18 protein-coding genes and 2 pseudogenes are annotated in these 21,204 nt (G+C 70.6%); 8 read left to right on the forward strand and 12 right to left on the reverse strand.

Features of this window, described 5'->3' with window-relative positions; genetic code table 11:
- Positions 1-179 precede the first annotated feature (179 nt).
- From IEY79_RS29305 to IEY79_RS29315, 3 genes are all read right to left on the reverse strand, one after another.
- Entirely contained in the window at positions 180-1,490 is a 1,311-nt protein-coding gene (locus IEY79_RS29305) for an MFS transporter (RefSeq protein ID WP_189110729.1), read from the reverse strand.
- Between the two features lie 95 nt (positions 1,491-1,585).
- Entirely contained in the window at positions 1,586-2,266 is a 681-nt protein-coding gene (locus IEY79_RS29310; RefSeq protein ID WP_189110653.1) for a helix-turn-helix domain-containing protein, read from the reverse strand.
- 103 nt (positions 2,267-2,369) lie between these two features.
- Positions 2,370-2,903, reverse strand: coding sequence for a MarR family winged helix-turn-helix transcriptional regulator (locus IEY79_RS29315; RefSeq protein WP_189110654.1), 534 nt, complete (start codon positions 2,901-2,903; stop codon positions 2,370-2,372).
- 40 nt (positions 2,904-2,943) lie between these two features.
- Between IEY79_RS29315 and IEY79_RS29320 the strand changes: the two genes are divergently transcribed.
- Positions 2,944-3,882 carry a DMT family transporter gene (locus IEY79_RS29320; protein WP_189110655.1) on the forward strand — a complete coding sequence of 313 codons (939 nt, stop codon included), beginning with the start codon at positions 2,944-2,946 and terminating at the stop codon, positions 3,880-3,882.
- A 59-nt stretch (positions 3,883-3,941) separates the two neighbouring features.
- Here the strand turns inward: IEY79_RS29320 and IEY79_RS29325 are convergent, their stop codons facing one another.
- Positions 3,942-4,721: an SDR family NAD(P)-dependent oxidoreductase gene (locus tag IEY79_RS29325; RefSeq protein WP_189110656.1), complete on the reverse strand. Its 780-nt coding sequence runs from the start codon at positions 4,719-4,721 to the stop codon at positions 3,942-3,944.
- Positions 4,722-5,017: 296 nt separating this feature from the next.
- Between IEY79_RS29325 and IEY79_RS29330 the strand changes: the two genes are divergently transcribed.
- Positions 5,018-5,740 (forward strand): alpha/beta hydrolase, encoded by a 723-nt coding sequence (locus IEY79_RS29330; RefSeq protein WP_189110657.1) that lies wholly within the window; start codon positions 5,018-5,020, stop codon positions 5,738-5,740.
- Between the two features lie 19 nt (positions 5,741-5,759).
- Here the strand turns inward: IEY79_RS29330 and IEY79_RS29335 are convergent.
- The 3 genes and pseudogenes from IEY79_RS29335 to IEY79_RS29345 all read right to left on the reverse strand — a co-directional run bounded on the left by IEY79_RS29335 (position 5,760) and on the right by IEY79_RS29345 (position 7,139).
- A pseudogene (locus IEY79_RS29335) lies at positions 5,760-6,256 on the reverse strand (P-loop nucleotide/nucleoside kinase family protein).
- Between the two features lie 83 nt (positions 6,257-6,339).
- Positions 6,340-6,711, reverse strand: coding sequence for a VOC family protein (locus IEY79_RS29340; protein ID WP_189110658.1), 372 nt, complete (start codon positions 6,709-6,711; stop codon positions 6,340-6,342).
- Positions 6,712-6,881: 170 nt separating this feature from the next.
- Complete coding sequence (locus IEY79_RS29345; RefSeq protein WP_189110659.1) at positions 6,882-7,139, reverse strand: type B 50S ribosomal protein L31; 258 nt, start codon at positions 7,137-7,139, stop codon at positions 6,882-6,884.
- A gap of 177 nt (positions 7,140-7,316) precedes the next feature.
- On the opposite strand from IEY79_RS29345, the gene IEY79_RS29350 reads away from it, so the two are divergent.
- The gene (locus IEY79_RS29350) at positions 7,317-7,910 is read left to right on the forward strand and encodes a GNAT family N-acetyltransferase (protein WP_189110660.1); all 594 of its coding nucleotides are present in this window, start codon (positions 7,317-7,319) and stop codon (positions 7,908-7,910) included.
- A 100-nt stretch (positions 7,911-8,010) separates the two neighbouring features.
- On the opposite strand, the gene IEY79_RS29355 is transcribed toward IEY79_RS29350, so the two are convergent.
- Entirely contained in the window at positions 8,011-8,787 is a 777-nt protein-coding gene (locus tag IEY79_RS29355) for a polysaccharide deacetylase family protein (RefSeq protein WP_189110661.1), read from the reverse strand.
- A gap of 155 nt (positions 8,788-8,942) precedes the next feature.
- Positions 8,943-9,758, reverse strand: a complete 816-nt coding sequence (locus IEY79_RS29360; RefSeq protein WP_189110662.1) for an SDR family NAD(P)-dependent oxidoreductase — start codon at positions 9,756-9,758, stop codon at positions 8,943-8,945.
- Positions 9,759-10,006: 248 nt separating this feature from the next.
- On the opposite strand from IEY79_RS29360, the gene IEY79_RS29365 reads away from it, so the two are divergent.
- The gene (locus IEY79_RS29365) at positions 10,007-11,149 is read left to right on the forward strand and encodes an MGDG synthase family glycosyltransferase (RefSeq protein ID WP_189110663.1); all 1,143 of its coding nucleotides are present in this window, start codon (positions 10,007-10,009) and stop codon (positions 11,147-11,149) included.
- Positions 11,150-11,305: 156 nt separating this feature from the next.
- Positions 11,306-12,436 carry a lectin gene (locus IEY79_RS29370; protein WP_189110664.1) on the forward strand — a complete coding sequence of 377 codons (1,131 nt, stop codon included), beginning with the start codon at positions 11,306-11,308 and terminating at the stop codon, positions 12,434-12,436.
- A 93-nt stretch (positions 12,437-12,529) separates the two neighbouring features.
- Here the strand turns inward: IEY79_RS29370 and IEY79_RS29375 are convergent, their stop codons facing one another.
- Positions 12,530-15,829 (reverse strand): LamG-like jellyroll fold domain-containing protein, encoded by a 3,300-nt coding sequence (locus IEY79_RS29375; RefSeq protein WP_189110665.1) that lies wholly within the window; start codon positions 15,827-15,829, stop codon positions 12,530-12,532.
- Positions 15,830-16,173: 344 nt separating this feature from the next.
- Here IEY79_RS29375 and thrS point away from each other — a divergent pair, with 344 nt between their 5' ends.
- Positions 16,174-17,412: a threonine--tRNA ligase gene (gene thrS / locus IEY79_RS29380; protein ID WP_189110666.1), complete on the forward strand. Its 1,239-nt coding sequence runs from the start codon at positions 16,174-16,176 to the stop codon at positions 17,410-17,412.
- Between the two features lie 113 nt (positions 17,413-17,525).
- On the opposite strand, the gene IEY79_RS37575 is transcribed toward thrS, so the two are convergent.
- Both IEY79_RS37575 and IEY79_RS37580 read right to left on the reverse strand, forming a co-directional pair.
- Entirely contained in the window at positions 17,526-17,672 is a 147-nt protein-coding gene (locus tag IEY79_RS37575; protein ID WP_229701214.1) for a hypothetical protein, read from the reverse strand.
- A 106-nt stretch (positions 17,673-17,778) separates the two neighbouring features.
- Positions 17,779-18,081: pseudogene (locus IEY79_RS37580) on the reverse strand (NADPH-dependent FMN reductase); the annotation flags it as partial.
- A gap of 340 nt (positions 18,082-18,421) precedes the next feature.
- On the opposite strand from IEY79_RS37580, the gene IEY79_RS29390 reads away from it, so the two are divergent.
- Both IEY79_RS29390 and nhaA read left to right on the forward strand, forming a co-directional pair.
- Positions 18,422-19,153, forward strand: a complete 732-nt coding sequence (locus IEY79_RS29390; RefSeq protein WP_189110667.1) for a 2OG-Fe(II) oxygenase — start codon at positions 18,422-18,424, stop codon at positions 19,151-19,153.
- A 134-nt stretch (positions 19,154-19,287) separates the two neighbouring features.
- Positions 19,288-21,183 (forward strand): Na+/H+ antiporter NhaA, encoded by a 1,896-nt coding sequence (gene nhaA, locus IEY79_RS29395; protein WP_189110668.1) that lies wholly within the window; start codon positions 19,288-19,290, stop codon positions 21,181-21,183.
- The last annotated feature ends 21 nt before the right edge of the window (positions 21,184-21,204 follow it).

The following is a 21,204-nucleotide window of genomic DNA, read 5'->3' on the forward strand; positions in this document are numbered from 1 at the left end:
CTACTTCGAAGACACAACCTAGGACGGATTCAGAAGTGGCCTTGTCCGCCCCAAGGACGGTGCTCACACCCGCCGCGAAGCGGCTGACGACTCGTCGGCGCGTGCGATCGCAGGACTTCCGAAACACGCCCCAGCGGGAGGAGCGGTGGCTCTCCCGGCCGAGCGAGGCGTCGGGCGTATCACCTGACGTTGCGCGTCAGCCCGGCGCCGGGTTCCGGCTCCTTGGCGGAGTCCGGCGTCCGACGCGGCGTGGGTAGGGCAGGGTCGTCGGCCGCCCGGCCCTTGCCGCGCAGTCGGTCCATCTCCCGCCATTCCGGCCGCAGTCCGGTGAGATTCGTCGTGAGGAAGTACGCGGCCCCTCCCACCAACAGCACGGGCGCCAGTCCGATGGATGCCACGGCGGCGCCGCCGATCAGTCCGCCGAGCGGCATCCCGGACCAAGAGAGCGCGCCACTGAGCGCCTTGACCCGGCCCAGCAGACGGCGGGGTACGCGTTCATAACTGACCGCCGCCAGAATGGGGTTGAGGAAACCTGCGCCGAAGCCACCTATCGCGAACACGACCACCACGGTCCACAGCGGTGCGGGCGAGGCGAGGATCAGCCAGCGTGGTGCGCCCGCGAGCAGGAATCCGGCGAAGAACACCAGACGACGCCGCATCCGGTGCGCGACGCCCGCCGCTATCAGGCTGCCGCCGATCGCGGCGAGTCCGCCCGCGCCCGCGCAGAGACCGATGGCGCTCGGTCCGTTGCCCGACTCCTTGGCCCAGACGGGGAGGAGCACGGCGCTGAACGCCGCGTCGAGGAAGTTGGTGATCATGACCATCACGACGATCGTCAGGAGCAGCGGCTCGCTTCGCAGAAAGGTGAAGCCCTGGCCGAACCGCCGCCAGTAGCCCGGCTCCGCGGGGGTGTCCGCGGCGTCCCGCGGCGAGGGAGGATGGGGGACCGGGAGGCCCATGCCGCGTGGCAGCACCAGCCCGATGATCACCGAACCGAGCGCGAAACAGGCCGCGTTGACGGTCAGCCCGGTCAGCGGACCGAGGAGGGCGATCAGCGCGCCGCCCGCCGCCGGGCCGAGGGTCGCGGCGAGCCGTTCGGTCACCCCGGCGAAGCCGGTGGCCCGCTCCAGGGGTACGCGGCCGTGGTCCGCCGCCTCCGGGACCATGACGTCCTTGGCGAGATCGCCGGGCCCCCGCGCCGCGCCGATCAGCGCGACGAGCACGAGCAGCAGGGGAAACGAGAGCAGATCCGCGGCGTGCAGAACGGGTACGGCGAAGGCGGCGGCGGAGCTCACCAGGTCGGTGGTCCAGGAGATGGTCCGGGGTCCGGCCCGGTCCACCAGCGGGCCGGTGAACGCCTTCACCACCACGTACGGCGCCATCTCGCAGAAGGCCACCACACCGGTCTGAGTGGCGCTGCCGGTGCTGACGAGGACGAACCAGGGCAGTGCGATGGCCGAGACCCGCGTACCGGTCAACGACACGGCCATAGCGGTGAGTACGCCGACGAGCGGCAGCAGCGTACGCCGCCGCTCCGAAGCGCTGCCGGTTCCCTTCTCCCCCGCCGTACGTCCCCCGGGCTTCCTCACCGCGTCTCCCCCCGCCGCCCTTCAGGAGCCGGATCGCCGTCGCCGGTGCCGTCCGGGCCGTCGGCGTCGGGGGCGTCCAGCTCAGGCAGGATCTGGGAGATGAGGGAGACGCGCCGGGCACCCTCGGGTGCCTCGTCCGCCGTCTCCGGAGTGTCCGGCCGGTAGCGGGCGAGGAGTGCGGACAGTTCCTCCCGCAGATTCACCGTCTCGTCGGGGGTCAGCCGCAGCGACCAGTCGCTCATGTCGAAGGTGCCGCGCCACCCGTCGGGCATCGTCTGGAGCTCGCTGAGCGCGCGTTGGGTGCGCAGGGTGTACGCGGCGGCGACGGACTGGAGATACGCCAGGGTCGCCTCGGGCTCCCGTTCCGCGAGGTCGGTCTCGCGGAACCTTGTCGACTGGTGGACGGCGCGCCACCAGCGTTCCCGCGCGTTGCCCCGCCCGGTGTCCTCCTCGACGAACCCGGCGTCGCCGAGCTGGCGCAGATGGTAGCTGGCCGTGCCGGAGTTGACCCCCAGCCGCTCGGCCAGCCGAGTGGCCGTCGAGGGGCCGAACTTCCGCAGCAGGCCGACCAGTTGGACTCGTACCGGATGCGCCAGGGCGCGCAGACCCTTTGCGTCCAGGACGACCGTGTTCGACTCGTGCTTCGGACCGCGCGGGGCGTCGTTCGATTCCGTCATGCCGAGCACTCTAGACCGCGAACAACTCTTTGCGAAGAGTTGTTCGCGAAGAAATCTTTGCGAAGGGATCCTTGCGGAGAAGTCCTCTCGATGGGGCCCTTGGTCAGTCGCGCCGGCCTTCCGTCACGGCCAGCCACTTGGTCAGCAGGGATTCGAGCTGATCGGCCTCGTCCTCGGTCAGCGCGTCGAGCAGCCGTCGCTCGTTGGCCATGTGTTCCGAGAAGGCGCGGTCGATGAGCGCACGGCCCGCCGGGGTCAGTGCGACGACCCTGCCGCGCCCGTCGCTCTCGCTCACCCGCCGGGAGACCAGCCCTGCGTGTTCGAGCCTGTCGACGCGTTTCGTCATCGCGCCCGTGGTGACCATGGTGTGCTCGGCCAGTTCACCAGGGGCGCGTTCGTACGGCGCGCCCGCTCGCCGCAGGGCCGCGAGGACGTCGAAGTCACCCTCCCCCAGCCCGTACTTCCGGTACACGACGCACAACTCCTCGGTGAGATAGGCGCCGAGGCGGTGCAGCCGTCCGATCACGCCCTGGGGGCGTACGTCGACTTCGGGACGTTCGCGGGCCCATTCCTGCTGGATACGGGCGACACGGTCGACACCGTCGACGCGGTCGAGGAGGTCAAGGGATTCGGCCATGCAGAGAACAATACCTTCCTGGGAAGATATTATCGTCGCCATGGAATCCACCGCCCGCTGGTCACTCGTCACCGCCCTCGCGCCCATCGCGTGGGGCACGACGTACTTCGTCACACAGCGCTATCTGCCGGCTGACCACCCCCTGTACGGGGCGGTGTTCCGGGCCCTGCCCGCCGGAATCCTGCTGCTGGCGATCAGCCGGCGCCGGCCGCACGGCGCGCTGTGGTGGAAGGCGCTGGTGCTCGGCACCCTGAACATGGGCGCGTTCTTCGCCCTCGTCTACATGGCCGCGCAACTCCTGCCGACCAGCATCGCCTCGACGGTGATGGCGACCGCTCCGGTGGTGATGATGCTGCTGGCCTGGCCACTGCTGGCGGAACGTCCGCACATACTGCCGGTCGTCGGCGCTGGCGTCGGGATCGCGGGCGTCTGCGTCATGCTCCTCACGAACGCGACCGGGATCGATCCGCTCGGCGTACTCGCCTCCGTCGCGGCCATGACGATGTCGTCGGTCGGCTTCATACTCACCAAGAAGTGGTGCCCGGACGTCGACGTGCTCGCGCTGACCTCCTGGCAGCTCATCGCCGGAGGGGCCGTGCTCGTGCCCGTCGCGGTCGCCGTCGAAGGAGCCCCACCGGTCCTGGACGGCGGCGCGGCGCTCGGCTTCGTCTATCTCTCCGCCGTGGCGACGGCACTCGCCTTCACCGCGTGGTTCAACGGTCTGCGGCATCTGAGCGCGGGGACGGTGGGGCTCATCGGGCTCCTCAACCCGGTCACGGGTGTTCTGCTCGGCACGCTCGTCGCCGGTGACACCCTCACCGCGCGCCAGGGCGTCGGGCTGGTGCTGGTGTTCCTCGGCATCGTGCTGGGCCAGCCGGGCGTGACACGCGCCGTGCGTGCCCGGCGCGCCCGCCGGTCGGCGGCACGGGCCGGCGTCGCCGAGTCACCCGAACCCGAACGCCCGCGCCAACAGGCCTGATTCCGGGCTCGGTCGGGACTGGGCGCCCCCTCGACAGCCGGAGACGGACCCGCCGCCCTTCAGTGCACGTGGAATCCGCCGTCCACGAAGACCGACTGCCCGGTGACGTACGAGGAAGCCCGGCTCGCCAGGAACACGGCCGCGCCCGCGAAGTCCTCCGCGACCCCGTTGCGCCCGATCATGGTGCGCGCGGCGAGCGCGGCCACCCGCTCGGGGTCGGACGACAGCCGCTCGTTGAGCGGCGTCAGCACGAAGCCCGGCACGAGGGCGTTGCAGGTCACCCCGTGCGGCGACCACGCCTCGGCCTGGGAACGGGTCAGCGATTCCAAGGCGCCCTTGGAGACGCCGTAGACACCGCTCTGGACGAAGGCCCGGTGCGCCTGCTGGGACGTGACATGGATGATCCGTCCGAAACCGCGCTCGGCCATGCCGGGCCCGAACCGCTGGCCCAGCAGATACGGCGCCTCCAGATTCACCGCCATCGTCGCGTCCCACACGTCGTCGCCGGTCTTCCCCATCGGAGGCCGCAGATTGATCCCCGCGGAGTTGACGAGTACGTCGGGTTCACCGAAGACCTCCGCCGCCTCGTCGGCCGCCGCACGCACACCCTCGCGCGTACCGAGGTCGCCGGCCACCCATGCCGCCCGGCAGCCCTGTTCCGTCAACTCGACGACGGTGGCGGCCAGTTCGGCCTCCCGGCGCGCCACGACGACGACGCTCGCCCCGGCGCGGGCAAGGGCCTCGGCGATGCCCTTGCCTATGCCGGAACTTCCACCGGTGACGAGGGCCACCCGGCCTTCGAGGGAGAAGAGTTCGGAGAGGTACGCCTGCGATTCCATCCCCGCAGATTAGACGCCGCGCCGGGCTCCGGCCCTGGTGGGGGGCGTGCCGGAGCTGGCGGTGGCCTTCGGCTTCCCGCACCGCGGCGGAGGCCGCCGACAAGGCGATCCCGCAGCCGCGGACCACCGAGCGGACGGCGGCGGGATCGGAGGGAACGGCGCGCCGCTCCTGACGCCGACGGGCGTCCGGGCTGTCCTCGGCGGCCTCCGCGCCGAATACTTCGGTGGTGGGTGTGATCCACCCGCTCCACCCACCACCGCCCACCACGGAAGACGGCAGAGAGGCCAGGCACCACGTGCCCGACAGCGATTCCCGCGTCCCGCTCCCGCCCGCGCTCGTCCTCGACCGCCCGGTCCGGCGGCCGGCCGGCGCCGTGCTCCTGCTGCACGGCGGGCGCGCGGAGGGGATGGAGCCGCCGCCCCGCCTGGATCTGATCGCCGCGCGAATGCGCCCGTTCACCCGGGCGGTGCTGCGCGTCACCGAGGGGCACGACGTCCTCGTGGGCCGGATCAGGTATCGGCACCGGGGGTGGAACGGCGCGCGTGCCGACGCGGCGGTGGACGCGCGCCGGGCGCTCGACGAGCTGGAGTCGTTCGCCGGTTCGACCCGGGTGGTACTGGTCGGTCATTCGATGGGCGGGCGCGCCGCGCTCGCCGTGGCCGGGCACGGTCTGGTGCGCGGCGTGGTGGGGCTCGCCCCGTGGTGCCCCATCGGCGAGCCGGTGGCCCAACTGGCGGACCGGCAGGTCGTCCTCGTACACGGCGACCGGGACCGTACGACCGACCCCCGGGGCAGCCGCGATGTCGCGCGCCGCGCACGTGCGGTGGGCGCGCACGCGTGCGCGGTGCTGATGTCCGGCGGGGACCACGCGATGCTGCGGCGGGCCGGCGAATGGCACGCCCTCACCACCCGACTGGTCTCGGGTCTCCTCGGGCTCGCTCCGCTGCCGGATCCCGTGCGGCGCGCCTTCGATGAGGGGCGGGACCCGGTGTCGGGCGACTGGGGCGACCGGCGGTAGGCGACCGCCGCACCGGGCGTCAGGTGACGAGCGCGGCGGGGAGGCCGGCGAGGATCGCCGAGACCGTCTCCTGCGGTGTCTGCTCGCTGGTGTCGAGCCAGAGGCCAATGCGCTCGGTCTCCGCGCGCGGTCCGTGGTCGAGCGCCTCCACCGTCCAGGCGCCGTAACCGGTCTTCGGACGCGCGTCCTCCCTGCTCCGTACGGCGTCGGCACAGGGCGCGAGCACGACGACGTACAGCGGACGCGTACGGACCCTGGCGACGAACCGGCTCAGGTCCGGGCCGATGACGATGTCCTGGACGATCGCCGTCCATCCGTCACTCGCGTACTCGTCGGCCACCATCGCCGAGATCCGCTGGCGCAGGTCGAGTTGGGCTGTGGCCTCCGCGGTCGCCCCGGGCAGCACCTACTCACGGCCGGAGACGATCATGCGGCGGAAGGTGTCGCCCCGGATGTGCGCGGCGCGCGGCAGCCGTTCGGCGAGGAGGCCGGCGACGGTGGATTTCCCGGACCCATCACGCCGGTGATCAGGACGACGGCGGAACGCGGTTCGGTACTCAACGTTTGCTCCTGGTCGGGGACGGGGGCGGCTCCGCCGCTCAGCCGTGGTCGGTGTCGATGACGCAGAAGCGGTTGCCCTCGGTGTCGGCGAGGACGACGAAGTCGGCGTCGTCGGGATAGCTGTCCCAGTCGACGCGTTCGGCGCCCAGCGAGAGCAGGCGCTCCACTTCCGCGGCCTGCTCGGCGGCGTCGCGCGCGTAGAGATCGAGGTGGACGCGGGGGTGTTCCCGCACCGGCGTCACGCTGAGCCCGAGGGACAGCCCCGGCCCGGGGCCGTGCGCGGGGACGAGGACGACCCAGTCGTCCTCCACCAGGCCGTCGCGCGGAACGTAGTCCAGGGCCCTCGTCCAGAAGTCCGCGGCCCGGCGGACATCGGCCGCGCCCATCACGATGGTCCCGATAGTGATCATCCGGCGATGGTGTCAGAGTCCGCCGACCGCGATCAATCCAATTCGGCCGACGGCGAGATGGAACCGCACGCGTGAATACGACGGCAGAGAGAACCCCGGCGGCTTGATCTTCCGATCCCGCTACCGGGGTTCAAGGTCTCCGTTTTCGCGCCGACGCTTCCCGGCGCCGCTCATCCGCGCTTCGACGCGTCGCCGTAACGGCGCTCGAATCGCTCCACACGGCCCGCGGTGTCAAGAACCTGCGAGTTGCCCGTGTAGAAGGGATGGCTCGCCGATGATGTCTCGACGTCGATGACGGGGTACCTCTTCCCGTCGTCCCACTCGATGGTCTTGTCGGAGTCGGCGGTCGACCGCGTCAGAAACGCGTAGTCGGCGGCACGGTCCCGGAATACCACCGGACGGGACACGGGGTGTATACGAGACTTCATATGCGTTCCTCCTATTCGCCGACCACCTGAGGCCTCTTCTCCCCCAGGTACCCAGTAGAACGGCGCACGGGGGCCGGGTATTCCATTGAATTCCGGTGGGCCACCCATGGCGGAAGAAGAGGTAGTTGGACCGCACCACCCCCGGCTGACCAGGTCGTCCGGTGATATTCTCGTTATATGGCTGACCGAATACATCGGGTCACTGTGGAAGGCTCCCGGATCACCACTCCCCGGCTGACCCTTCGACCTTGGGCGCCGGGCGACGCCGAGGCGGCGCTGCCCGTCTACGGCGTTGACAAGGTGTCCCGATGGCTGGCCCCGGCCCTGGAGCCGGTGTCCGACCTGGCGGCCATGGAGCGCCTCATCGCACGATGGATGACCGAGTCGTCCACCCTCGAACCTCCCCAGGGCCGGTGGGCCATCTCGCTGCGCGAGACCGGCGAGCTGATCGGAGGTGTGGCCCTGCTGCCGCTCCCTCCGTTCGGCAGCGACCTGGAGATCGGCTGGCAGTTGGCACCGGATCTGTGGGGTCTGGGCCTGGCCGCCGAGGCCGGGCACGCGGTGGCACATCAGGCTTTCGAGTCGGAGGCCGGTGTCGAGGAGCTGTTCGCGGTGGTACGGCCCCGGAACAGGCGCGGCGCGGCGACGGCCCGACGGGTGGGAATGGAGTGGGTCGGCGAGACGGAGAAGTACTACAACCTGTCATTGCAGGTCTACCGTCTGCGCAAAGGCGACCTCGACGCGAGCGGTCCCACGGCGGTCATGCGCTAGAGGGCGTCCGGCGGATCTTCCTGGGCGGGGCGTGCGGGCGTCGCCGTCAGGGCATGAGGGCGACGCCAACCGAGGCGAACACCTCCTGCCCAGTGCCGGGTTACTCGGACAGCGTTTCGCCCGGCTCAGCCGCGAAGCCCCGGTGTTCCACCAGTGGGCCCACGTTCAGACCCTTCGACCGGCAGCCGTCGACAAGGTCGGGCAGTGCCTCCAGCGACGACCGCCAGCAGTCGGGCGCCGACGTCCGGTCGGAGTCGTGGAGAAGTACGGTGCCACCGCCGCGCAGATCGCGTCGTACGTTCGCCAGCACCGACTCGGCGGTCGCCTCGGCGGTCCAGTCCTTTCCCCACGCTGTCCAGAGAACCGGACGCAGCCCCGTACGCCGGGCCGCGAGCAACCGGCCGCCGGTCAGGATTCCGTACGGCGGCCTGTACCAGAGCGGTGGTGCTCCGCAGACGGAGCGCACCACCTGGGCGGCGCGGGCGAGTTCACGAGTGTCCTGGCCCGGGGTGGGCAGCCAGGGGCGGTTGTGCGTCCACCCGTGCACCGCGACCTCGTGACCCCGGCGTGTGATCTCGCGGCCGAGCCGAGGATGGCGCAGGAGAGCGGTGCCGATCACGAAAAAGGTCGCGTGGGTGTGGAGTTCGTCGAGCAGGTCGAGGAAGCGCGGGGTGGATCGCGGATCCGGGCCGTCATCGAAGGTGAGTGCCACATGGTCGGCGCGGCCGACGCCCGCGAGGCCGGGGAAGAACGCTCTGCGCGGTCCCGCGAGCCAGGTGCCCGCCGGGGCCATGTGGGCGGCGAGGGCCAGCGCCGGAGCGGTCGTCAGCAGACGGCGGCCCGGGACGACCGGTCCGGGGCAACGGACTCGCGGCATCACACGACGGGGCCGCGCGGTCCCGGAATGAGCGTCCATTCGCCTCGTCCTCCGACAGTCAGGGTGCTGACCACGGCCGCAGGCCCGGCAGGCGGCTTCCTCTCCGTAAGTATCCCGGTCGCCGCGGTGGACGGCGACCCGCGAGCGCGGTGGTGTCAGCCGAAACGGGAGGCGAGGCGCCGGAAGAGACCGGGTGCCATGCCCCGCAGGCGCCGGGGCAGGCCCAGCCAGCGTGGTGCGAAGACTTCTTGCCGCCCGTGCGTGAGGGCGTCCCAGAGCGCTTCGGCGACCCGTTCCGGCGGAAGCGGCCGGGGTACGCCCCTGGTGTAGGGGGTCCCGCGCCGTTCGAAGAAGGGGGTGTCCACTGCGGCGGGGACGACATGCAGGACGCGGACGCCGGTGTCACTCAGTTCGTAGCGAAGTGATTCGGCGAGGGCTTCCACGCCGGCCTTCGCGGCTGAATAGACGACTTCCCGGCGCACGCCGTAGGTACCCGCCGTGGAACCCACCAGCACGATCTGCCCGCGCCCCGCGGCGAGCATGCCCGGCAGGACGAGCCGGACAAGATGTGCCACGGCTGTCAGGTTCACCGTGAGTACCTCGTCGACGGCGGCCGCAGGCATCTCCGGGAGGGGGCCGGCCCATCCGACCCCGGCGGCGGCCACGAGCAGATCGATGTGCCCGACGGCGTCGAGCGTCCTGGTCACCAGGCGCTCGACCCCGGCGGACGTGGCGAGGTCTGCCCGCACGGGAACGGCCGAGGTCTGGTCGGCGATCTCGGCCAGGCGCCGCTGGTCCCGGCCGCTGACCACGACCCGCCAGGCACGCTCGGCGGCGATCCGCTTGGCCACCGCCGCCCCGATGCCGGACGAGGCCCCGGTGACCAGAGCGGTACGGGGGGACGGCTGTCCGGGGTCCGACGGGTCGCGGGCGGTGCCGGCCTGATCGGGGCCGGAAGGGCCGGGTTCCATGGCTGCCCCTGTATCGACGCTGTGAGCGGCCGCCGCCGGGATGCGACGGCCGACCAGGACGGAAGACGCCTGGCCCGTGGAGTGGACTCATCGAGACATGACCCGTCCGGGGGGCCCGCACAACCCTTCGTGGGCAACGTTCACACCAAGGGATTCCGCCGGTCCCGGCCGGTGGGAGTGTTCCGTTTGAGATCGCGCGGAGCCCGGTACATCGGGATGAGCAACGGCGAACTCGATGCGGAGCCGACATGGATCCCTCGTCCGGGAACGACGGAAAGACATCCACGGGCAGGCGTTTCCTGATCGTGAGCGCCGGCATGGGGTCGGGCCACGCCGCGGTGGCGGCGGAGCTGATGAGAAGACTCGAAGGCGCCGGGCACACCGCTGCCCAGGTGGACGTCCTCGAACTGCTTCCTCCCGGCGTCGGCCGCGGGGTGCGGGAGTTCTACCGGGTGGCCGTCTGCCATGTGCCCGCCGTGTACGCGGGTGTGTACGCGGTGTTCCTGCGGCCGGGCAAGGGACCACGGCCCGGTAACGGACCGCTGGCCGCCCTGGCAGAGAGACGGTTTCTCCAACTGGTCGAGCGGTGGCGGCCGCATGTGATCGTTCCCGTGTTTCATCTCGCCGCCCAGCTCACCGGGAGGCTTCGGGCCCGGGGAAGCCTGACCGTACCCGGTGCCGTGGTGATCACGGACTTCGCGGTGCACCGGCAGTGGCTGCATCCGGGCAACGACCTCAATCTGTGCCTCACGTCCGGTATCGCCGGTGAAGTACGGCGCGCGGTGGGCCGCTCCGCCGCCGTCTCGGGCCCCCTCGTGGCTCGGCGCTTCCACGCACCGGCGGAGGCTGAGGGCTGGGCGGGCGTCCTCGGGGGTACGGAGCGGGGACCCGTGCTGATCTCGACCGGTGCCTGGGGGGCCGGAAACCATGTGCTGGAGACGGCACGGGTCATCGCCGGCGCGGGTTTTCTGCCGGTCGTCCTCTGCGGCAGCAACAGGCGGCTTCGCTCACGGGCGTCCCGGACGCCCGGTGTCGTCGCCCTCGGCTGGGTGACGGACATGCCCGGCCTGCTGGCCGCGTCCCGCGCGCTCGTCGACAACGCCGCCGGACAGACGGCTCTGGAGGCACTGGCCGCTGGCGTTCCGGTGATCGGGTACCGGCCCATTCCCGGGCACGGCAAGGACGGCGTGCGACGGATGGCAGAGGAGGGTCTCACGGCCCACGCGACCGGTCCGCGGTCGTTGGTCCGGGCCCTGGACGAGGCGACGGTGCCAGGTCCCGTGCGCGAATGGCGAGCCGCCGAGGCTCGACGTCTGTTCGCCGCCGACGCGCTGCCGCACCTGGAAGACCTGGCAGGGGCAGGGCCGGGACCACGGGCTCACGAGGTGTGACGTGGCGTCAACCGGCTGGTTTGGCCATGCACTTGACAAGGTCTAGACCTTCCCATTCAATCCAATCGACACACCTCCCGCACATCTCCTCCTTGGCCCTGTCGCGTCGTCGGCAGGGCTCTGTGCGCCGTTGGCGCGAAGGGAAAACATTCAGAGATGTTGAGCAAATCCGGCAGAGGCCTCTCCCTCCTGCGGTCCGCGATCCTCCTCGCAGTCGCGGCCCTCATCGCCACTCTCTTCACCGCCCCGGCAGCCCAGGCCGCCGACGGTCAGATCACCGGTCTGGGCGGCAAATGCGTCGACGTCGCAGGGGCGAGCAACGCCAACGGCACCCCCGTACAGATCTACGACTGCAACGGCAGCAACGCCCAGCGCTGGTCGAACCCGGGTGACGGCACGCTGCGCGCCCTCGGCAAGTGCCTGGACGTCTCCAACAACAGCACCGCCGACGGAGCCCTCGTCCATCTGTGGGACTGCACCGGCGCCGCGAACCAGCGCTGGACCGTCTCCGGCGCGAACGACATCGTCAACCCCCAGGCGAACAAGTGCCTGGACATCCAGAACCGCAGCACGGCGAACGGCACCCGGCTCCAGATCTGGACCTGTACGGGCCAGTCGAACCAGAAGTGGAACGCGCCCAGCGGCGGTGGAGGCAACCCGTCGCCGGGTGGATTCGTCGTCAGTGAGTCGCAGTTCAACCAGATGTTCCCGGGCCGCAACGGCTTCTACAGCTACAGCGGTCTGACCGCCGCGCTGAGCGCCTACCCCGGCTTCGCCAAGACGGGCAGCGACACGGTCAGGAAGCAGGAGGCCGCGGCGTTCCTCGCCAACGTCAGCCACGAGACCGGCGGTCTCGTGCATGTCGTGGAGCAGAACACGGCCAACTACCCGAACTACTGCGACCGCAACCAGTCCTACGGCTGCCCGGCCGGCCAGGCCGCGTACTACGGCCGCGGTCCGATCCAGCTCAGCTGGAACTTCAACTACAAGGCGGCCGGTGACGCGCTGGGCATCAACCTGCTCGCCGACCCGTGGCGTGTGCAGAACGACTCGGCCGTCGCCTGGAAGACCGGCCTCTGGTACTGGAACACCCAGAACGGTCCCGGCACGATGACCCCGCACAACGCGATGGTCAACCAGGCCGGGTTCGGCCAGACGATCCGTTCCATCAACGGCTCGCTGGAGTGCGACGGCCGCAACCCCGCCACGGTCCAGAGCCGGATCAACAACTACCAGCGCTTCACCCAGATCCTGGGTGTCTCGCCGGGCGGCAACCTGTACTGCTGATCCGCGCCGCCGCCCTGACCAGTTCCGCACACACGCGTACGGTCCCCGTCGAGCCGACCTGCTCGGCGGGGGCCGTACGGCCTTCCGTCCGCGTCAGCGCGGCAGTTGCCCCTGGTGCAGCTCCTTGACCTGACCGTCCGTCAGAGCCCTGTCGTAAACGCGCACCTGGTCGATCGATCCGTTCCAGAAGTCGCCCTTGGCGCCGTCGTACTTGGCGCGGCCGACCGACAGCGGTCCGGTGCTCACGTCGACCGGACCCGCCGCGGCGGTCGCGACCGGTACGCCGTCGACGTACAGCCTGATGTCGTCGGAGGCCGAGTCACGGACCCCGACGAGGTGGTACCAGCGGCCGGTCTCCGGCTCGGTCACCAGACGGGCGCGATTGCCGCCGGGGGTGCTGAAGGCGAACGCGCCCTGGCCGTACTGGAGATAGAACGGATTCTCCGTACGCCGGCCGTCCTGGCTGACCGCCGTCGCGTAATTGCCGGGGAGGGCGTCGAGAGTGACCCAGGCCGACACCGAGTAGCTCCTCGTGGTGTCGACGACCGGTCCTTCGGTCTGCGCGTACTGGCCCTCTCCGTCGAAGGCCAGAGCCGAGCCGCTGACGCCGGGTGTCCAGGCCGGGCCGCCGACGAGGCTCAGCGGCTTCCCGTTCGGGCCCAGGTCCCGGGACGTGGTGCCCTTCCCCTCGTCCAGCGGCCAGTGCCCGCCGCCGCTCAGCTCGTCCCGCTCGCCGGCCTCGGCTCCGGCCTTGATGACCTTCAGGTTGACGGCCCGCACGCGCGCGGGGTCGACCTTGATCTGCCGGCGGTCGTAGGTGTAGAAGCCGTTGAGCTCGTTCTCCAGGTCGCTGACCTGGGTGTAGACGGAGCCGGACAGTTCCGCGTTGGCCGCTTCGAGATAGAACTCGGTGGTGTTCTCGACGTACTTCGTGGTGAGCGCGTCCTTGTCCGCCACCCCGCTGTAGATCGCGGCGGGCGGGCCGGGCCACATGTGCCCCGGGGTGCGGAGCGTGAAGCCGCCGTGCTCGCCGTCCATCGCGGCGCGATGGTCGGGGAACGGGGCGTCGTTGTTGAGGTAGTCGTGGTGGTCGATGATCTCGCCCTTGCCCGAGTCCCCCTTGGAGGAACAGCAGTTGACGCCGCTGTGCGCGTTGACGATCCGGGAGGGGTCGGTCTGCTTCACCGATTCGGCGATCCGGCCGGTCTCCTCCCGGTTCCACTCGCCCCAGCCCTCGTTGAAGACGATCCAGCCGATGACGGAGGGCGAGTTGTGCAGCTGCCTCATCATCTGCCTGCCCTCGTCGACGAAGGTCTTCCGGCCCGCCTCGTTGGTGATGTCGCTGGAGACGAAGTCCTGCCAGACGAGCAGGCCGAGCTTGTCGGCGTGGTGGTAGAAGCGGGCCGACTCGACCTTGATGTGCTTGCGTACGGCGTTGAAGCCCAGCTTCTTCTGGGCTTCGAGGTCGAAGGCGAGCGCCGCGTCGCTGGGCTGGGTGTAGAGACCGTCGGGCCAGAATCCCTGGTCCAGCATGGCGAGGGAGAAGATCGGCTTCCCGTTGAGCACGAGCTTCTGGTAGCCGCCGACCTCCTCGACACCGACGGACCGCATGCCGAAGTAGCTGTCGACGCTGTCGGTGGAACGGCCGTCGGTGAGGGTGACGTCGAGGTCGTAGAGGTACGGGTCGTCCGGGGTCCAGAGCCGCTGGTTCTTGATGGGCAGGCGCAGTTCGGTGCCGGGCCGGCCGCTGACCGTGGAGACGATCCTGCCCCTGGCGTCGCGGGCGACCGCCCTGACCTTGGCGTCGGGTGATGCCTTGGCGGAGTTGACGGTGACGGCCAGGCTGCGCGAGTCGATGTCGGGCGTGGTGACGAGTTCGTCGACGGCCGCCGTCGCGACCGGCTCCATCCAGACCGTCTGCCAGATGCCCGACGACTGGGTGTAGACGATGCCGCCGGGGTCGGTCGACTGCTTGCCCATCGGCTGGTTGGGGCCGTTGGTGTCGGTGACGGCGACGACGATCTCCTGCGGGCCGTTGCCGCCGTTCCTGAGCGCGTCGGTGATGTCGGCGCTGAACGCCGTGTAACCGCCGGTGTGTTCGGTGACCTTCGTGCCGTTGACCCAGACACGGGTCGCGTAGTCGACGGCGTCGAAGTTGAGCTTCAGCCGCTTGCCGCCGCCGACCTTCCAGCTCTTCGGGACGTCCACGAGCTTGCGGTAGAACATGTGGTCCTCGTGGCGTTCGAGACCGGAGAGCTGCGACTCGACCGGGAACGGCACGATGATCCTCTCGTCCAGGTCCTTGCCGAAGACGGGCGGTTCGTCCTTCTCCGCGCCGGCGAACTGCCAAGGCCCGTTGAGGCTCTCCCAGTTGTCGCGCACCTGCTGCGGACGGGGGTACTCGGGCAGCGGGTTGTCCGGGTCGAGCCTGTCGCCCCACTCGGTGGTGAGCCGGTGTGTGGAGTCATTGGCCGCCGTGCGCATGATCTCCGGCACGGTCTCGCCGCCGACCTGGAGGCCGCCCCGACCGTCGTAACGGAAGCTGACCCGCTGGTCCTTCTGGACGGGCGCCTTCAGCGTGATGTCCAGGGCGTGGGGGTCGCCGGGTGTGCGGGCGACGGAGGAGACCGGCATCGGGGTCGTGTCGACCTCGATCCTCAGATGGTCCTTGACCGCGGCGATCGTGCCGCCGACCTCGGACTCGAAGGTCGCGCGGAGCCGGCGGCCGTCCTTTCCGACCGTCGGCGAGATGGGGTAGACCTCGAAGTCGGCGGGCGGGGTGAACGCGGACTCGGGGACGATCTGCTTCTCGGTCCCGGCGCCCGACCAGCGCAGGAACATGTTCGCGCCGCCGGTGTCCTGGAACATCTCGACGCGGATCTCCTGCGGCTCACCGGCGGTGAGGGTCACCGGTTCGCTGGTCTGCTCCTTGTCCCAGTCCGGCTCCCAGTGGTCGATCACCGCCCTGTCGCCGATCCACACCCGGAAGCCGTTGTCGCCGATCGCGTAGAAGGTGTAGTCGCCGCTCGCGGGCGCCTCGATACGACCGGTCCAGCGGGCGGTGGTGTGCTCCGTACGGCCGGTCAGGGACTCGAACGTCGTGGCCAGGCCCGGGAATTCGATCTGCGGGTCGAGGGCCACTCCCCCGAGGTCGGCGAAGTCGCGCGCGCCGGGCGCGGACATGCTGAAGTACTCGCCCTTGAGGCCGTGCACCTCGTCCCCCGGCGCGCCCGCGGACGAGGTGAGCGGGGTCACGGTGCCTTCGGAGGCGGCTGTCGCGGCCGGCGCGAGGCCGCTCGTCGGCAGGAGGAGGGCGACGGCGAGCAGGAGCGAGCGCAGCAGGGGGCGGGAGCGGAGAGGTGGGCGTGAGCGGGTGGCGGGCTTTCGTCTCATGGAAGTCCTCGATGTCCTCGCGCGGACGGGGGCGGAAGGGTTTTCGTCCCGGGGGATTACAACGTTGGAAAGAGTCCGCAGCGGAATGACAGCACGCGCGCTCGGCGGGTGTCCAGAGTTACGACAGAAGGTGTTCGCGGTACGCGGGTGGCGCGTGGTGGAGAAATGATGTTGCCGTGGGCGGGGTCTCGGCTCTACCGTCGGTCCCATGAAGCGTGCCGCCATGACGACGACGCCGGAGAGTGTCCCGGCGCGCTGACTGCTGACCAGTTCGAAGCCCCGGGGCGAGTGCCCCGGGGCTTCGCCACGCGGTCACCCGCTCCGCCCCGAGCGAGGAGACCACGATGCACGACCACCGCAGACTCGGCCGCCAATTGGGCCTGTTCGACACCGACCCGCTCATGGGCGCGGGGCTGCCGTACTGGCTGCCCGACGGCGCGACCGTACGGCACGCCCTGGAGGAGTACATCCGCGGCGTGGAGCGGCGTGCGGGCTACCGCCATGTGTACTCGCCGGTGCTGGGCAAACGGGAGTTGTACGAGATCTCCGGGCACTGGTCGCACTACCAGGACGACATGTTCCCGCCGATGGATCTGGGCGGTGAGGAGTTCGTCCTGCGGCCGAGTCTCTGTCCGCACCATGCGCTGATCTACCGTTCCCGCGCCCACAGCTACCGCGAACTGCCGCTCCGGATGGCCGAGTTGGGCGGCATGTACCGCTCCGAGCTGTCCGGGGTACTGGGCGGTCTCACCCGCGTACGGTCGATCCAGCTCAACGACGCGCACATCTTCTGCACCCTGGACCAGGTGGCCGACGAGGCTCGGGCGGCGCTGGAGCTGATCCGGCGGGCGTACGAGGCGCTGGGCATCCGGCCCGCGCGGTTCCGGCTCTCGCTGCCGGGCCCCGGCGGGAAGTACGTCGCCGATCCGGCCATGTGGGAGCGGTCAGCGGCGCTGCTGACCGAGGTCCTGGACAGCTCGGGTGTCCCGTACGAGGCGGTGGAGGGCGAGGCCGCGTTCTACGGCCCGAAGATCGACGTCCAGATCGCCGACGAGGCCGGGCGCGAGTCGACCCTGTCGACCGTCCAGGTCGACTTCCACCAGCCGGAGCGGTTCGATCTGTATTACATCGGCGCGGACGGTGACAGGCACCGGCCGGTGATGATCCACCGCAGTGTCGTCGGCAGCGTGGAGCGGGCCGTCGCACACCTCGTGGAGCAGCACGGCGGGGCCTTTCCCGGCTGGCTCGCGCCGACCCAGGTCGTGGTGCTGCCGATCTCCGACACCGAGCTCCCGCGGGCCGCCGAGCTCGTGGACCGTTGTGCGGAGCGGGGGCTGCGGGCGGAGGTGTCGGGGCCCGAGCACGGCACCCTGGGCGCACGCGTCAGGGCGGCCAGGCTGGTGCCGTACCAGGCGGTGATCGGGGCGCGGGAGGCCTCCGGGGATTCGGTGGCGCTGCGGCTGCGGGACGGCCGGCGCGTGGACTCCCTGCCGGCCGCGGAGCTGCTGGACCGTGTCGGCGCTCTGGTAGGCGCGTTCCGCACCGACCTCTGGGACGACGACGAGGACAGGGTCCGGGACTGACCACTCTGTGCCCGTGACCGCTCGCGGCCCGAACCCGCCTCCGCCGATCGCGACGGTGGCGGGTCGGCCCGGCCCACGGGGGCGGGCGGCGCGGAGATCTCGGTCCCGGCAGTTCAGGCGCGGAGCGGCTTCAGCGCGCCGGACCAGGCTTCGAGCTGGTCGAACAGCGTGGTGGCGGAGGCCCCGTGCCGGGGCGCGGGCTTGAATGCGGAGAAGTTCTCGAAGTCGGTGAACAGCGAGAAGGACAGTTGCTGTCGCACGTCGGCGATCTGCAGTTCGGCGCTGACGCCGCGCAGGTGCTCGATCGCGCGCGCCGCCGAGCGAGCCGTAAGCGACGAAGGCGGCGGCTTTGTTGTTCCACTCGGCGTACAGGTAGTCGATGGCGTTCTTCAGGACGCCGGAGGTGGAGTAGTTGTACTCGGGGGTGACGAACACAAAGCCGTCGTAGGAGGCGATCTTCTCCGCCCACCTCCTCGTGTGCGCGCCGTCGTACTGCCTGGGACCGCCTCGTCGAGGTGCGGCAGCGGGTAGGTCGACCAGATCGACCAGTTCATAGGTCGCCACGCGCTCGGCCGCCTTCTTGAGGACCCAGTCGGCGACTGCCTTGCTCTTGCGGCCGGGGCGGGTGCTGCCGACGAAGACGGCGATCTTGAAGTCCCTGGCAGTCATGACTGTGCTCCTTCTCGGCGGTGGCGAAAGGCGAGGGCGGCGCTCGGACGACCGCCCGCCCGAGCCGCAGGAACTGCTCTACCGCCCCCGCGTTCCGCGGAGCGGACGCCTCGCCGGGTCCCGGCCACGCGGCGGGCGACCCCGGAGAAGCCCATCGCGGGGGGGGCAAAGAGCGTGGCCGACGGCGGCTGGAATCGCATGGTTTGTTCGCGCTGATCGCCGGCGGTGACGGGCGTACAGCCGGCTCCCTCAGCGTGATGTCCGAATCCCGCCAGCAGGGGCGGTCTCCGGGCGGCACTCTCGGCAGTGGAACGAGAGTGACCGGAGAGGCGGAGAGACGATGAAGACCATCGGACGGGCAGGCCGGACGGACGATCGTGTCGCCGCGCAGGACTGGGACGCGATCGCCGGTGATCTCGACGCGTACGGCAACGCGCTCACCGGACAGCCGCTCCTCTCCCCCGCCGAGTGCCGCGCGATCTCCGCGCTGTACGACGACGGCGAGCGGTTCCGTACGACCGTCGACATGGCCCGCCACCGATTCGGGTCCGGGCAGTACCGCTACTTCACCCACGACCTCCCCGACCTGGTAAGGGAGTTGCGTACCGCGCTCTATCCCCGTCTGCTGCCGGTCGCGCGCGACTGGGCCGGGAAGCTGGGCCACCCCGCACCCTGGCCCGGCGCGCTGGACGAGTGGCTGACGGTGTGTCACGAGGCGGGGCAGGGCAAGTCGGCCCAGATCCTGCTCCGTTACGGGCCCGGCGACTGGAACGCCCTGCACCGCGACGTCTTCGGCGACATGGTCTTCCCGCTCCAGGTCGTCGTCGGGCTGGACGTGCCGGGAACGGACTTCACCGGGGGTGAGTTCATCATGACCGAGCAGCGTCCGCGCGCCCAGTCGCGGGGCTCGTCGGCCACGGTGCCGCAGGGCCACGGGCTGGTGTTCACCACGCGCGACCGGCCCGTACGCTCCGCGCGGGGCTGGTCGAACGCGCCCATGCGGCACGGCGTGAGCACGGTGCGCTCAGGCCGTCGGCACAGCCTCGGACTCGTCTTCCACGACGCCGCCTGATCCACCCGACCGCGCGGCGGACGGGGCGCCACAGGCGGGCTCTGCGGCCGATGCGCGGGCGGGAGCCGCAAGAGCCGTGGGCGACACACTGCCCGTTGCCGGTCCCGACCGGCCCGCGAGGAGAGAATCCAGAAATGACGGATTCCTCACCGGACGACGGATTCAGCGGGCAGACGCAGTGCGACGGCCCCAGGCCCACACCGTGGCGGGACTTCCTGCGCACCGAGACGGGCAGCGCCGCCGTACTGCTGGCCGCCGTGCTGGCCGCGCTCGCGTGGGCGAACGCCGACCTCTCCTCGTACGACCGTTTCTGGCGGACGCATGTGGGGCTGTCGTTCGGATCGCGAAGTCTCTCCCTCGAAGTGCGCGACTGGGTCAACAGCGGCCTGATGGCCGTGTTCTTCTTCGTCGTCGGTCTTGAGGCGCGGCGCGAGCGGGATCTGGGAGAGTTGCGCGACGCACGGCGTATCGCGCTCCCCGTTTTCGTCGGGGTCAGCGGCATGGTCGTGCCCGTCGCGATCTATCTGCTCATCAACGCCGGGGACGGCGAAACCCACGGCTGGGGCGCCGCGATGTCCACGGACACCGCCTTCGCCCTGGGCATGCTGGCACTGCTCGGCAAGCGCCTGCCCACGGGGCTGCGTACATTCATCCTGGCTGTGACCGTCGTCGACGACTTCGTGGCGCTCGCGGTCATCACCTTCGGATACAGCAAGAGCGTCGCGCCCATCGCCCTTCTCGTGGCCCTCGGCATCCTCGGCGTGATCGTGCTGCTGCGGCACGAAGGCGTGCGCCCGGGCGGCTGGTACGCGGTGCTGGGAGCGGCCGCGTGGGTCGCGCTGTGGGAGTCCGGCATCGACCCCGTCGTCATCGGGCTGGTGATGGGGCTGCTCACCTTCGCGTATCCCGCCGCCCGAGGCGATCTCGAACGTGCCTCCGGTCTCTTCCGCCGGTTCAGGGAACAGCCGACACCGGAGCTCGAACGCTCCGCACGGATCGGTCTCGCGACGGCGATCTCGCCCAACGACCGGCTGTTGCGGATGTTCCACCCGTGGTCCAGCTATGCGATCGTGCCGGTGTTCGCGCTGGCCAACGCCGGGATCCAGATCAGCGGCGACGAACTGTCGCGGGCCTTCACCTCCCCCGTCACGCTGGGCATCGTGTGCGCCTTCGTCGCGGGCAAACCGATCGCGGTCCTCAGCGCGGCATGGCTGACCCAGCACTTCACCCACGGCCGGCTGCGCCCGCCCGTCGGGTGGGGTGCGGTCGCCGCCGGCGGGACGATCGCGGGCGCCGGGTTCACGGTGTCGCTGCTGATCGCCACTCTCGCCTTCGACGGCGAACAGCTGGAGAACGCGAAGATCGGCACGCTCACCGCACTGCTCATCTCGTTCGTGCTGACCTGGGCCGTCAGCGCCGTGATCGGGCTGCTGCCGAAGGAACGCCGTACCCGCGCCCTGCTCGGCACCGCCGAGTCGATCATCGACCTCGCGGTCCCCGTCGATCCCGAACTCGACAAGATCCGCGGCCCGTTGGATGCGCCGGTCACGGTCGTGGAGTACGGCGACTTCGACTGCCCGTACTGCGGGAGGGCCGAGCCGATCATCAGGGAGCTGCTGTCCGACTTCGGGGATGTCCGCTACGTGTGGCGGCACATGCCGCTGACCGACGTACACCCCGGCGCGATGCTCGGCGCGGAGGCGTCGGAGGCCGCCCACGACCAGGGCGCGTTCTGGGAGATGCACGATCTCCTGCTGGCGCGCGAGGGCACGCTCCGGTTCGCGGAGGCGGTCCGCCTCGCGGACGACCTCGGTCTCGACACGGAGCGCTTCGAACGGCATCTGCGGCACCACAGGGGCATGGGGCGCATCGAGGACGACGTGGACTCCGCCGACCTGAGCGGGGTGTCGGGGACGCCGACGTTCTTCATCAACGGGCGCCGCCACCACGGGGCGTACGACATCGGCCACCTCTCGGCGGCGGTGCGTACCGCCCGGCAGCAGGCGGCGATCGCCGACCCGGACTCCTGACGCCCGGCAACCGTCTCCCCC

The organism is Streptomyces camponoticapitis (genome assembly GCF_014646115.1).
GTDB classification, from domain to species: domain Bacteria; phylum Actinomycetota; class Actinomycetes; order Streptomycetales; family Streptomycetaceae; genus Streptomyces; species Streptomyces camponoticapitis.

Coding starts and splice junctions, on each gene's coding strand:
- IEY79_RS29305 (WP_189110729.1), bottom strand. CDS start 1,490: ATGGCCGTGTCGTTGACCGGTACGCGGGTCTCGGCCATCGCACTGCCC.
- IEY79_RS29310 (WP_189110653.1), bottom strand. CDS start 2,266: ATGACGGAATCGAACGACGCCCCGCGCGGTCCGAAGCACGAGTCGAAC.
- IEY79_RS29315 (WP_189110654.1), bottom strand. CDS start 2,903: ATGGCCGAATCCCTTGACCTCCTCGACCGCGTCGACGGTGTCGACCGT.
- IEY79_RS29320 (WP_189110655.1), top strand. CDS start 2,944: ATGGAATCCACCGCCCGCTGGTCACTCGTCACCGCCCTCGCGCCCATC.
- IEY79_RS29325 (WP_189110656.1), bottom strand. CDS start 4,721: ATGGAATCGCAGGCGTACCTCTCCGAACTCTTCTCCCTCGAAGGCCGG.
- IEY79_RS29340 (WP_189110658.1), bottom strand. CDS start 6,711: ATGATCACTATCGGGACCATCGTGATGGGCGCGGCCGATGTCCGCCGG.
- IEY79_RS29345 (WP_189110659.1), bottom strand. CDS start 7,139: ATGAAGTCTCGTATACACCCCGTGTCCCGTCCGGTGGTATTCCGGGAC.
- IEY79_RS29350 (WP_189110660.1), top strand. CDS start 7,317: ATGGCTGACCGAATACATCGGGTCACTGTGGAAGGCTCCCGGATCACC.
- IEY79_RS29355 (WP_189110661.1), bottom strand. CDS start 8,787: ATGCCGCGAGTCCGTTGCCCCGGACCGGTCGTCCCGGGCCGCCGTCTG.
- IEY79_RS29360 (WP_189110662.1), bottom strand. CDS start 9,758: ATGGAACCCGGCCCTTCCGGCCCCGATCAGGCCGGCACCGCCCGCGAC.
- IEY79_RS29365 (WP_189110663.1), top strand. CDS start 10,007: ATGGATCCCTCGTCCGGGAACGACGGAAAGACATCCACGGGCAGGCGT.
- IEY79_RS29370 (WP_189110664.1), top strand. CDS start 11,306: ATGTTGAGCAAATCCGGCAGAGGCCTCTCCCTCCTGCGGTCCGCGATC.
- IEY79_RS29375 (WP_189110665.1), bottom strand. CDS start 15,829: ATGAGACGAAAGCCCGCCACCCGCTCACGCCCACCTCTCCGCTCCCGC.
- thrS (WP_189110666.1), top strand. CDS start 16,174: ATGCACGACCACCGCAGACTCGGCCGCCAATTGGGCCTGTTCGACACC.
- IEY79_RS29390 (WP_189110667.1), top strand. CDS start 18,422: ATGAAGACCATCGGACGGGCAGGCCGGACGGACGATCGTGTCGCCGCG.
- nhaA (WP_189110668.1), top strand. CDS start 19,288: ATGACGGATTCCTCACCGGACGACGGATTCAGCGGGCAGACGCAGTGC.